Below are 13,057 nucleotides of genomic sequence, written 5' to 3'. Positions count from 1 at the left end.
CGGGATAACGGCTTTTGAATTACAGGCAGACGCTTGGACTACTGACACTGGCAACGCTACTGAGCGGGTGCGGCACCTCGCCGCCCCGCTCGCCGGAAGACATCTGCGAAATCTTCCGCGAAAAAAGCGACTGGTACGACGCTGCGCAAGTCACGCAAAAGCGCTGGGGCGTACCGATTCAGGTGCCCTTCGCGATCATGTATCAGGAATCCGGCTACCGCTACGACGCCAAGACCCCGCGCAAATACCTGCTGTGGGTGATCCCGTGGGGCCGCGTCTCGACCGCCTCGGGTTATGCGCAAGCCAAAGATGAAGTCTGGGCCGACTACCAGAAAAGCACCGGCCGCAGCGGCGCCGATCGCGAAGACTTCGACGACGCCATCGACTTTGTCGGCTGGTACATGGACAAATCCTATTCGATCAACGGCGTCTACAAGTACGACGCCTATAACCAGTACCTCAACTACCACGAAGGCTGGGGCGGCTTCCGCAACAAGACTTACGCGAGCAAAGCCTGGCTGATGCCAACGGCGCGCAAAGTGCAGAACCGTTCGGATGTGTATGCGCGGCAGTATGCCGGGTGCAAGGAGGATTTGAATCGGGGGTTCTGGAGCCGGTTCTGGCATTGGTTGTAAGGACGCCTTCGCGAGCAGGCTCGCTCCCACAATAGATCTTCAGTGAACACAGATGTTGTGTCCGGCATTGAACCCATGTGGGAGCGAGCCTGCTCGCGAAAGCAGTCGATCAGACGCTACAACTCCACGCCTTACAACACCGAAAAGCTATAACTCACAATCAACCGTGTCTCATCCACATCCCGGGCAAACTTCTCATAATTGGTGCGATACGTAGCATTCCTCAAACGCAGACTCACATCCTTGAACGTGCCCGTCTGAATCACATACTTCAACTCGCTGTCGCGTTCCCACTCCTTGCCTTCCTGATCACTGCCCAACACCTTGATGTGATCACCGTTCACATAACGGGTCAGGAAACTCAAACCATTAATACCAATGGCCTTGAAGTCATAGTCATAACGCAGTTGCCAGGAACGTTCCTGCGCGGCGGCGAAGTCGTTGACCTGCACGTAGTTGACCAGATACGGATTGCTGCCATCGAGGTACGGCATCGAGTTGTCGCCGTTCATGCGCTGCCAACCGGCGCTGAACGTGTGGCCGCTGTGCGCATAGGACAACATGCCGCTCAACGCGCGGTTATCGATGGAACCGGCCTTGGCATCACCGCTGTCGGCACTTTTCAGCACACGCAGATCCGCTTTAAGTACACCGCCAGCTAACGGTTGATTACCCAACAGCCCGACAAAGTGCTGACGATAAATGTCTTCCAGTTCGGCGTAGTGATACTGCGCGGTCAGGCGATCGTTGATCTTGTAATCGAAGCCGTACATGTCGAAATGGTCGGCGGTGGTGTTGCAGGCGTAGCGCTTGTTCTTGCAGTGCACGCGGATGTCTTGCGAATCAGTGGAATCGCGCGCGGTGTACTTGTCCAGGCGCGCGGCCATGAAGGTCAGGTCTTTCAGCTCTTTAGAAGTGAGCATCGCGCCATTGAACATGGTCGGCAGCAAACGACCGTCGTTGTATTTCAGCAGCGGCAGATCCGGCAGCAGCGCACCGTACTTCAGCACGGTGTCCGAAACCTTCACTTTGGCGGTCAGGCCCATTTTCGCGTACTGGCCTTTCGAGCCGCGCGGATCGTTGCCGCTGGAAGGCAGCAAGCCGCTGTTGCTGCGGTCCGGGCTGGAATCGAGTTGAAAACCAAGCATGCCCAGCGCATCGATACCAAAACCCACCGTACCTTCGGTGTAGCCCGATTGCAGATTGAGAATAAAGCCCTGCGCCGACTCTTCACGCTTGGAGGCGCCCTGAGCGTTCGAGGTGCTCCCATCACGGAAATCGCGGTTGAAGTACACCGTGCGCGATTCGATTTTCGCCGTGGTGTCTTCTAGGAATCCGCTGGCCTGAACCTGTGCGGTAAAACCTGCACACAGCACAACGGCTCCGAAGCCAAACAACTGGCGCGGGGTGATGAGGGAAAATGGGGGACGCATGAAAAACTCCAACAATGCAGCGTTTGCGCAAGCGCGCAACAAGCCAGAAAAATAGCTCCCGTCCCGGGTCAGATTGAACCAGGAGAAAGTGAACACGCAGGGGTGAGCGGCAATGATGGCAGATGGCTTTGACGTGCTACAGGCGACTTTAGTCTGAATCTGACTGAGGATTCTTCAACCCTGGATCGTGGGAAAAGTTGCCGGCGATCAACGCCAATTCGCACTAAACACCCGGTTTCATTAGGCCAAACACCCCATCTAAGGGTTTTCCCTATACCGCAAACCTGCCAGACCTACGGCTTTTGTGCCTTGAACGAGGCCGCTTAATCCTCCATCATCCGTCACCTGCTTATTCAACGGACGGAATTCAAGGCATGCTGGACGCCAACGCAACCCACATCACCCTCACGCTTGAAGGCGCCAACGCCGACCTGCAAGTCCTCAGCTTCACTGGTCGCGAAGCCCTCAACGAACCGTTCCGTTTCGACCTCGAACTCGTCAGCGCCCGCCCCGACCTCAAACTCGAAGAGCTGCTGCACAAGCCCGGCGTCCTGACTTTCGGCCCGACCGGCGAAGGCAAGATCCACGGTCTGGTCTATCGCATCGAGCAAGGCGACTCCGGCAAAACCCTGACCCGTTACAGCCTCAGCCTGGTGCCACAACTGGCCTACCTGCGGCACAACCACGATCAGCAGATTTTCCAGCAACTGACCGTGCCGAAGATCATCGCCCAGGTGCTGGAGGATCGCGGCATCCTCGCCGACGCCTACAGCTTCCAGCTCGGCGCCGAGTACCCGGAACGCGAATACTGCGTGCAGTACGACGAATCCGATCTGCATTTCATCCAGCGCCTGTGCGAAGAAGAAGGCATTCACTTCCACTTCCAGCACAGCAGCAGCGGCCACAAACTGGTGTTTGGCGACGACCAGACCGTGTTCCGCAAGCTGAAACCGGTGAGCTACCAGCAAGACTCCGGCATGGCCGCCGACAAACCGGTGATCAAGCGCTTCAACCTGCGCCTGGAAACCCGCACCACCCGCGTCAGCCGCCGCGACTACGACTTCGAAAAACCGAAGATCCTCCCCGAAGGCGCGGTCAAAACCGAGTTCGCCCCGGACCTCGAGGACTACGACTACCCCGGCCGCTTCACCACTCGAGAGCGCGGCAAGTTCCTCTCCACCCGCGCCCTCGAACGCCATCGCAGCGACTACAAACTCGCCGAAGGCAAAGGTGACGAACCAACCCTCACCAGCGGCCATTTCCTCACACTCGCCGAACACCCGCGCGCCGAGTGGAACGACCTGTGGCTGCTGCTGGAAGTCTTCCACGAAGGCAAACAGCCGCAAGTGCTCGGCGAAAACGTCACAAGCGACGTCACCGACAACAAAAGCGATTTCCACCAGGGCTACCGCAACAGCTTCCTCGCCACCCCGTGGGACGCACACTACCGCCCTGCCCTTGAACACCCGAAACCGCAAGTCCTCGGCAGCCAGACCGCCGTCGTCACCGGCCCCGCAGGCGAAGAAATCCACTGCGACCAGTACGGCCGCATCAAAGTGCAATTCCACTGGGACCGCGACGGGCAATCCAACGACAAAACCACCTGCTGGATGCGCGTCGCCAGCGGCTGGGCCGGCGCAGCGTACGGCGGCATCGCCATCCCGCGCATCGGCATGGAAGTCCTCGTCACCTTCCTTGAAGGCGATCCCGATCAGCCATTGGTCACCGGATGCCTGTACCACAAGGAAAACGTCGTCCCCTACGACCTGCCGGCAAACAAAACCCGCAGCACGTTCAAGACCCTGAGCTCACCGGGCGGCAAGGGCTACAACGAATTCCGTATCGAGGACAAGAAAGGTGTAGAGCAGATCTACATCCACGCCCAGCGCGACTGGGATGAGAACATTGAGCACGATCAGAAGATTCGCGTCGGCAACGAACGACATGACACCGTTGAAGCCAACACGCTGAGCGAGTTCAAGGTTGAAGAGCACCGGATTACGCATCTGGATCGGATTAGCGAGATGCGTGCGGATGATCACCTGACGGTGGGTGTGACGCAGCATCTGAAGGTGGGGACTGCGCAGTTTGTTGAGGCTGGGTCAGAAATCCATTACTACGCCGGCCAGAAGGTTGTGGTCGAAGGCGCAATGGAGCTCACGGCCAAGGCGGGCGGGAGTTTCGTCAAGGTCGATGCGGGTGGCGTGACCATCAGCGGGGCCGAGGTGAAGATCAATACCGGCGGCTCGCCTGGGGTCGGGACGCCTGCGGCACCATTGCTGCCGGGACCGATGAAGGTAGCGGATGCGGATAAGGCTGGTAAAGCACCACTCCCCGCCCGCCTGAATGAGTCAGGTATCACACCGTTGTGCGGAAAACAGAGTAACGGCGCTTGCAGCCGTAAGGATTGCACATGCATGTAAAAGCGCTGAGCGCTCTGCTGGCAGAGCCTCGCTACAACTTCTCGGACCTGCCGACTGCGAGCGAATCGCTCTGCTTCATCATTGACCAGGGACTCCAGCCAGAAGCCTTGAGTCAACTCTACCGAGTAGGCGAACCGGTGGTTTCCCAAGGGCTGTTTTTCAGCACCGACTTCGCCGAGATTCCTGATGGCCCGTTGTGGCTGGTGGCCCCTCGGGGCAGCAAAGTGGCAAACGTAGCGGCAAAACTTTGTGAGGAACGCTTTTCGGGAATTGCAATCTCAACACCTGATCCTGAACAAGCATTGGCTCATGCGCGCTGGTTGCTCCGAGCCAATGACGGTTCAGGTGGGCAGAGCTTGTTGAGCTTTCACAAACCGAGTCTGTGGGCAGCGCTGACTTATACAGCAGGGAAAACCTTCGACCAGTTGCTGGGTTGCTGGAGCGCTGTCTACTGCCCTGCGCCGATACATTTCGGTCAGCAGCGCGGTCCATGGTTGGCCTGGAAAGCCAACGAGGAATCGACGTGGCTTGGTGATAAAGCGGCGTTCAACCTTCCCGAGGCAGCCGCGCAAGTTCAAGCGCGTCTGGGATGGGTTTATTGGGTGGATGAGGAATACGCAGCGTTTGAAGAGCCAGACGATGAGCGCTTGAACGACATCGCTGACAACCTCGACCTGCTGCTCAAAAGCAATATTTATGACGGTGATCACCTGCTCAAGCTTGGCCATGCCGTGAACGGTCCGCTATTTGAGACACAGCCTGAGATCATGGCGATCCTGCAATCTAAGGACGAGTCGTTTATCAAAGTAGATCGGCTCCTGGAATCAGCCGCCGTCGCCCAACGTTAGGGCGACGCGACAACAGAACGGAATCACCATGGAAATCACGAATCACGCCGTTATGCCCGGCGAAACCCTGGGCCAGATCGCTTCGCGCTACAACAGCACCGTGGCGCAACTTCGCCAGCTCAATCCCTTCATCACCAATGCGGATAACGTCAAAGTCGGCTGGAATCTGAGCGTGCCAAAAAGCGCTCAAGCGGGCGCCCCGCCTGCCGCTCAGCCGGCCGCCGCGCCGCAAGCGCCTGCGCAGGCAGCCCCGGAAGCGCCCACTCAGTGCTCCGCTGAGGACCTGGTTGAACTGGATCCGGTCAAGGACACTCCTGATCAGAGTTCAAAGACCTTCAAACCCCACGCAACTCCGTGTTCTAAAAAGTTTGCCAGCGCGATTTATGCCACTGAGGAACAAGAGTTCTGGCTGCTCCCTGAGCGGGCAAAGTCTGCCATCAAAGAATCGATGTTCGCGCTGGATAAAATGATTGCCCCCAGCAAACCACGTGATGCACGCCTGAATGGGCTGCAGGAATCGGGTTTGCTGGAATACTTCCTTGAGCCCAAGTTGAGCAACTTCCTCACGGGCGCGAAGCGTACACGTATGGAAGAATTTGAAGCGATGGGGGATGAGATCGAAATCGATCCCGCCACCGCCAAAAAGAGGCAAAACGAAGCTAACGGAAACAAACCGGCAGCGGCTCCTGCACAGTCTCCACAAGAGGACACCGCGCAATCGCGCATGGACCGTCTAACGGCAGACCTGGCTACTGACCAGGACGTCCACAAAGCCTATGCCGACTTTTACAAGCGGAGGGCCGAATGGCATGCGCTGAAAAAAGAAGCGGTAGCGGCTGCGAAGCTGGAAGGCTACACCTACGAAAGCGGCTCGCTGTACTCCAAGGAGGCGATTGAAGCGCGCGCACGCGTGCAAGCTTATCTGGAGGCTCGCAAAAAATTCCTCGGCAACAAAGACTTCAAGCAGGTTCCGCTGGAGGACGTGGCCAAAGCTTTGGCGGAAAAGAAGAAAAGTTACGAAAACATCTGCAGCGGCATGAATGACTGCACCGCCGATCTGGTCGGGTATGTCTTGACGCTCCACAAAAACGCCGATGCGCTTGATTACCATGCTTACACTGAATCCATTATCAAAGCGTCTGAATACGGCATTGCACTTCCAGAATTCGCTTTGATCAGTGACGGCCTTCCTTCCGGTATCGAGCAGTTCAAACTGTATCTGGATACCGAGAAAGAGCAGGCGGAAGTTACAGCGCAGCTTCAAGAGAAATACAAACGCTGGATCGAGGCAACAGGCCAGAACGCCCAAGCGCCGGCGGGCCTGGTTGATGTGGAACGGACCAAATGGGATAGCCTGCAAAAGACCAAAGACGACCTTCAAGCAAAAGCCCAAAGCAATGTCAGCAACAGCAAGCCTGCGCGTTATCTGATTTGGGACCCGGAAGAGTTCCAGCCAAAACCGGTCGACCGCATGGTGAAACCGGGCTTTCCGCTGCGTGAAGTCAGTCTTTCGGATGCCAAGGGTACGCCCCTGGGCTGGTTCAGCATGGCGAACCTGAAAGACGCAAAAAAGATCCTGAAAGAGGATTCAAAAAAAGCAGTCGGTTCAATAAAAAAGGTAACTGAAAGTTTGCCCGCGGACGCTACCGAAGGCTCCGATAAAAACAGCGAAATCAACTCGTTCCGCCAATGGCTTCTAGATCAGGGCGCAATAAAATTCAGCGATCAGGTCGGCGACTGTTTCGATGGAAAAGGCTGGTTCAAAGCCAAAGACTTTTATGCTTACTTGAAAAAGCAAGGCTATGAGGTCACTGAACTGGAAGACGACGCGACCCTGACCAACTGGGGCGAACACCTTCAGCAACTGGTGTTCAAGAAAAGTGTGCGCGGCAAAGTAAGACTTTTTGATGCCAGCCCTCAGGCGCAATTGGTCCGTTGCCTGACACCTCCACAGCCAAACATTCACGGCGAAGTAAAGCTCGAAGGCCCGAAAATGTCCGCCGCCGAGGGCTTCCAGATATCTGGCGAGATGGGCTTGAGCCTGGACTTGGCCCGTGGCGAAGTTCAGTTGATGAAAGTCGACATGCCTGCCAAAGCCAGTGCTCAAGAAATCACGCTTGATTACCTCCTGGACGGCAGCCCGCAAAAAATGAATTTCGGCCGCTTCTCCTTCCACTTTGGTGTGAAGGCATGGGGCTACGCCGGAGCATCGTTGCTGCTAGCCGGCAGCGTCGAGTTGAGCCCGATCTTCGGCAACGTCAAGTACGGGGCGTCACTGAGCCCGGTAAAACGCGCACAGCGTGAAGATGCCTCCGCAAAAGAAGAACGTGCCGATCACGCCGCCGCCAAACAAGCCAAGGCCGACAGCGGTGACAACAGCCCTACTCCCGATCTTGAACACCAGTCGAAATCCGGCACCTACGCCGATTCCAAAAGCACAGATCAACTGCGAGGCGGACGCTTCGCCAAAGTGCAAGTCGAAAACGGCGCAAAAGCCAGTTTCAACGTGTTTGGAGGCTTGCAAGCCGCGATTGAACTCACCGGAGTAATGAACTGGGCACCGCCTAAAGAACTCGTCGCCCTGCGCACCGCGCCAACGATGGGCGTTGGCAGCGCTAAAGACGCGAAAAGCGCGAATCCATGGCTGACAATGGCCAAGCTGAGCGGCTCCGTGGGGGTGGCATTAGGCGCAGGCTTTCAGGGAACAGCGCAGGTGTCTCTGGATAAGGGGCGGTTTATTTTGAACTTGAAAGCGGCGGTAGTGCTGGGTCCTGGTGCTAACGGTAGCTTTAAATTCGAAGTTGGTTATGAGGCAGTAGTTGACCTTATCAACTTGTACCGCAAGGAGTTGCATAAGACCAAAGGCCGTAAAGTCGAGTGGATGGAACCTGAAGCGGGTGAATATGCATCTGCGCTAAACGCATTGGGCGCTGCCGGGTTGAGTGTGACGATGGCGTATATGCTGCGTTGGGATGTTGTGATGAATCTTTATCAGGCTTTGACTCGTAGTGGCAAGGGTGGTCCGATTGCGGATGCAATTGTGGAATACGGTAACCAAAATGAACTAGAAGACTGGTTTGTTAATGCAATCCCTAGCGCACTGGGGCCGCTGCTTAGGACGTTAATTAGCCCTCCTGAGCTATTTTCTATCAACAGTGAAGGTGCAAAGCGGGCATATTCACAATCGGAGGCTCATGCACTCCAGCAGAAAGCAATTGAACGAATTTTAGGCTGGATCGTAAAAAATGCACAAAAAAACAACACCATTGACAAAGCACAAAGCCAATTTGAACTAGCGTGTATGTCGATGAATGAGTTCGGCATCAAATCTACCGACTCAGAGCAGGATTACTGCAAGAACAAATCTGCTTTAGATAGCTTCATGGCAGAGGGCGTTCAAAATTTGCTAGACAAACAAAGCAACAGCACGCGGAATCGTTACAACAACCATGTAAAACTGCTTGGTGCGAACCTTTCAGATTATTGCCAGAAAAACTTTGTTCCCCGCCCGAATTACTCCACCAGCGGAGCAACACCGCTTCTAAGAAACTATTAATGAGCACAACAAAAAAATGAACATCCTCCGGGCATTTCGCTCGCTACTTATCCTGGCCTTTATTTGCTCTCCGACTTTGAGCGCGGAAACGCATGCCTCCAACTCAGAAAACCAGACAGCCACAAAACAAAGCCGTGGGATCGTCCTGTACAACCAACTAAAAATCGACAATGCCATTCCGCAACTAGAAAAGGAAGCAAAATCCGGCAATACAGATTCACAATATTATTTAGGTGAAGCTCTTCGGAAGCGCAATCGATATATGACGCCCGAAGCGCTGCATTGGTATGAAGCAGCCGCGAATAACGGATCCATATTCGCAATGATTCAGTTAGGCCGTCAAAATGATGACCTTTGCAAAAAAATGGATAATTGCCCCACTAGCAAAAAATCAAGTTCCGAGTGGTTGAGCCAAGCAAAAAATCAAGTAATGAAGGAAGTGAGGACAGGTAACCCTGAGTCGCTATATTTAATGTATGAAATAACTTTTGATCGTACTTGGTTAGAAAAATCTGCAAATGCAGGTTATGCGCTCGCGCAATATTGGATGGCCGTCGGTGATCGACAAGGTGAGGGATTTTTTCTTATACCTGGAAAACGTGATGAGGCCATCAGCAAATGGCTGAAAGCTGCCTCTGAAGGCGGCAATCCAAAAGCAATGATGGAATACATTGAGATCCTGTATAAGAAAGGCGATCTTGATGGGGTGCGCCATTGGCTTCAGGCAGCAGCTGAAACGGGCGATCAAAAAGCAATTAGCAGTTATGGCTCTTACATTGCCCATGCGCCTGACCAAGTTGGTTATACCCTAGACCTTGTTAAAGGTTATGCACTGATTAGCCTGCTGAAAGAGCTGGATGGTGGAGGCGCGATTCAAGATTTCGTTCAAGATACTCTCGAAGAAATTGGGAGCAAAATGACGCCTGAACAGATAGAGAACTCAAAAGCTGTCGCTGAGGAATGGAAAGCCACTCACCCGCCCCTCTCCTTCTTCCCCGAAAAGCTAGGCAGATAACCAGAATGACCAAATTCTTGACTTGGCCTTTATTAATTGCCCTTTTTTCTTGGGCAGAGCCAAGCCTGGCGGCAGACAGCGCCCCTGAAAAAGCTTCGGGGTTGGTCTTATACAATCAACTTAGAATAAACGCAGCGACTCAACAACTCCAAATTGAAAGCAACGATGGGAATTCCGATTCTCAATATTACTTAGCAGAAATCATTCGAAAAAAAAGTCGCTACATGGCACCCGAAGCGCAACATTGGTATGAAAAGGCAGCAGAAAAAGACAATATCTATGCAATGATTCAACTGGGCCGACACAAAAATGACTTTTGTCAGAAGATTGGCAACTGCCCTCCATTCAAGAAAATCCAAGCGGAATGGTTTGCACAAGCTAAAGGATTAGTTCTACCAAAGGCGCAGGAAGGCGATCCCGAGTCCTTGTATCTAATGTATGAAATCACTCTGAATCGTGAGTGGTTAGAGAAATCCGCAACCGCGGGATACCCGCTCGCGCAGTACTGGATGGCGATCAGCGAACGACAGGGCGAAGGCTTCTTCTTGATTCCAGGAAAACGTGATGCGTCTGTAAAAAAATGGCTTTTGCTTTCGTCGGAAGGCGGATATCCAAAAGCCATGATGGATTACCTGGAAATTTTACATAGAGAAGGCGACACCGAGAATATTCACCATTGGCTCGAATTAGCCGTTGATACCGGTTACCAAGCAGCGGTGAGCAGTTATGGCGCTTATATTTCGCATACCCCGGATAAGCTGAATTACCCCCTGGATCTCGTTAAAGGTTATGCGCTGTTCTTGCTGCTGAAAGATCTTGATGGAGGCGGAGGAATAAAAAGATTTGTCGAAAAAAAATCGGACAGCATTGCTGAAAAAATGACACCGGAACAAATTGAACAGTCAAAAATTGTCGCGCAGGAGTGGAAAGCCACTCACCCGCCGCTTTCATTCTTCCCCGACAAACTGAGTAACTGATTCGATTTTCTCGTGTTTTCAGGGTGGCGCACCCCGGATTTCATGGTGGTGGGCTACCACCCTTTAACATCCCGGACGAAGCAACCACCTTCCGTAATCTCGGCAGAAACACCAATGAAACTGATGGCCACTGCGATGATGTTGTTAGCCCTAGGGTCAACCCACTCATTCGCGCTTACGCACAAACAATCTCAGGCAAAAATAAAGGGGATTGAGCTATACAATCAACACAAAGCCATTTCTGCGATTGAGTTTTTGAAGATCGCCGCTGATGGTGGCGATGGTGGCGATGGTGGCGATGGTGGCGATGGTGAGGCACTCTATTACCTAGGCGAATCAATAAGAAAAAATAACAGATACATGACTCAGGAAGCACAAAAAGCTTACGAGGAGTCAGCAAAAAAAGGCAATATTTATTCTATGATCCGGCTCGGAAGAGCGGACCAAGACTTATGCGTAACTATGAAGAATTGTTCCCCCACTGAGCAATCGCCTGAAGGCTGGATAAATGAAGCTAAGAAGCTTGCAACTGATCAGGCATCTCATGGAAATGCTGAGTCTATGTACTTGTTATGGGAAATAACAGGGAACGATGAATGGTTAGAAAAATCTGCAGAAAAAGGTTTCGCATTGGCGCAATTTCGTTTAGCGACTAAATATCAAGAAGGTGGCGGAGTATTCCTACTGCCCTCCAGAAGATCAGATGAAATCGAAAAGTGGATGAAAGCGTCTGCAGAGAATGGCTATCCTCCAGCTATGATGGGATTTGCCGCTACCAGGATTGAAAAAGCCGACTTCCCATCGTTTAGAAATTGGAATGAAAAAGCTGCAGCTTCAGGCTATGTATCAGCAATTTTTGGTTATGCATCTTATATAGGCAAAGTTGAACCAAAATACGGATTCACCTCAGATCCAGTGACGTCATACGCGCTACTATCAAACCTACTAGAGCTTGATGGTGGTGGAAACGTAATAAACAATGTTAAAGATGTTTTGCCAGAAGTTGAAAAAAAACCTGTCAAAAGAGCAAATAGGGAAAGCAAAAGAGCTCGCAAAAACGTGGAAAGCCAACCATCCGCCTCTCTCGTTCTTCCCTGACAAGCTAGGATATTAACGCCAGTGAGGCTATTCAGGTATTTCTTTGTTGCAATATTTTTAATAATTACCACGCCTGCTTTTGCGTCAAAATCAGCGCGCGAAGTTTCTGCAGGCATTGCTTTATATAATCAGTTAAAATTTGACGCAGCCTTTCCCTCATTAGAAAAAGAAGCGCAATCTGGAAATGTGGAGTCGCAATACTACTTAGGCGAAGCGCTAAGAAAGCGCAACCGATATATGACGCCAGAAGCACAGCACTGGTATGAAACGGCGGCGATGAATGGCTCCATATACGCTATGATTCAGTTGGGCAGAGCAAAAAACGATCTTTGCGCAATAATGGAAAACTGTCCACCGTCAAAAAAAACTCAAGCCGAGTGGTTCGTGGAAGCCAAGAAAATCACTTTGCCAAAGGCAAATGACGGCGATCCAGAATCTCTGTATTTAATGTATGAAATCACCTTGGATCATAAGTGGTTAGAGAAATCTGCAAATGCAGGATATCCACTCGCGCAATATTGGATGGCTGTAAGTGAAAGACAAGGTGAAGGTTACTTCTTCATTCCTGGAGGACGTGATGCGTCAGTAAGAAGATGGCTACTACTCTCTTCCGAGGGTGGCAACCCAAAAGCCATGATGGAATATCTAGAAACACTGTATGTAAAAGGAGAAATGGAGAGCACTCGGCATTGGCTTGAAGTGGCCGCAGCAACCGGCGAGCAAGCAGCTCTGAGCAACTATGGAGCGTACATTTCACATACTCCCGACAAAGTTGGCTACCCACTGGACCTAGTTAAAGGCTACGCTATTTTTTCTTTGTTAAAGGAACTCGGCGACAGCGGTGGAGTGCAAGATTATGTTGACCGTAAAATTGAAAAGATTGCTGAAAAAATGACACCAGAACAAATTGAACAGTCAAAAATTGTTGCGCAAGAGTGGAAAGCCACCCATCCACCTGTTTCTTTTTTCCCCGAAAAACTTAGCGACTGACTCCGATTTTTTGGTATTTCTTTAGGGAGGCGCGGACCGCCGAATTTTAATCGGAGACTAACCGCCCCCCTTACTTTCGCAG

At 52.5% G+C, this 13,057-nt stretch carries 9 protein-coding genes; 8 read left to right on the top strand and 1 reads right to left on the bottom strand.

Annotated features, from left to right (window positions below):
- Positions 1-14 precede the first annotated feature (14 nt).
- Positions 15-635 (top strand): transglycosylase SLT domain-containing protein, encoded by a 621-nt coding sequence (locus CCX46_RS13830; RefSeq protein WP_127927266.1) that lies wholly within the window; start codon positions 15-17, stop codon positions 633-635.
- 131 nt (positions 636-766) lie between these two features.
- On the opposite strand, the gene CCX46_RS13825 is transcribed toward CCX46_RS13830, so the two are convergent.
- Complete coding sequence (locus CCX46_RS13825; RefSeq protein WP_127927264.1) at positions 767-2,068, bottom strand: OprD family porin; 1,302 nt, start codon at positions 2,066-2,068, stop codon at positions 767-769.
- Between the two features lie 374 nt (positions 2,069-2,442).
- Here CCX46_RS13825 and CCX46_RS13820 point away from each other — a divergent pair, with 374 nt between their 5' ends.
- From CCX46_RS13820 to CCX46_RS13790, 7 genes are all read left to right on the top strand, one after another.
- Positions 2,443-4,491, top strand: a complete 2,049-nt coding sequence (locus CCX46_RS13820) for a type VI secretion system Vgr family protein (RefSeq protein ID WP_127927262.1) — start codon at positions 2,443-2,445, stop codon at positions 4,489-4,491.
- Entirely contained in the window at positions 4,482-5,339 is an 858-nt protein-coding gene (locus CCX46_RS13815; protein ID WP_127927260.1) for a DUF4123 domain-containing protein, read from the top strand. Before CCX46_RS13820 ends, CCX46_RS13815 begins: the two co-directional genes overlap by 10 nt.
- A gap of 28 nt (positions 5,340-5,367) precedes the next feature.
- Entirely contained in the window at positions 5,368-8,895 is a 3,528-nt protein-coding gene (locus CCX46_RS13810; RefSeq protein ID WP_238704400.1) for a LysM peptidoglycan-binding domain-containing protein, read from the top strand.
- Positions 8,896-8,911: 16 nt separating this feature from the next.
- Positions 8,912-9,910 carry a tetratricopeptide repeat protein gene (locus CCX46_RS13805; protein ID WP_123595623.1) on the top strand — a complete coding sequence of 333 codons (999 nt, stop codon included), beginning with the start codon at positions 8,912-8,914 and terminating at the stop codon, positions 9,908-9,910.
- 5 nt (positions 9,911-9,915) lie between these two features.
- Positions 9,916-10,887 carry a tetratricopeptide repeat protein gene (locus tag CCX46_RS13800; protein ID WP_127927258.1) on the top strand — a complete coding sequence of 324 codons (972 nt, stop codon included), beginning with the start codon at positions 9,916-9,918 and terminating at the stop codon, positions 10,885-10,887.
- A 114-nt stretch (positions 10,888-11,001) separates the two neighbouring features.
- Positions 11,002-11,985, top strand: a complete 984-nt coding sequence (locus CCX46_RS13795) for a tetratricopeptide repeat protein (RefSeq protein ID WP_238704399.1) — start codon at positions 11,002-11,004, stop codon at positions 11,983-11,985.
- A 21-nt stretch (positions 11,986-12,006) separates the two neighbouring features.
- On the top strand, positions 12,007-12,975 hold the full coding sequence (locus CCX46_RS13790) for a tetratricopeptide repeat protein (RefSeq protein ID WP_127927256.1): 969 nt from the start codon (positions 12,007-12,009) through the stop codon (positions 12,973-12,975).
- The last annotated feature ends 82 nt before the right edge of the window (positions 12,976-13,057 follow it).

It is taken from the genome of Pseudomonas sp. RU47, assembly GCF_004011755.1.
Lineage (GTDB): Bacteria > Pseudomonadota > Gammaproteobacteria > Pseudomonadales > Pseudomonadaceae > Aquipseudomonas.
Note: the sequence above shows the minus strand (reverse complement) of the source record. Positions and strands in the feature narration are given on the sequence as shown.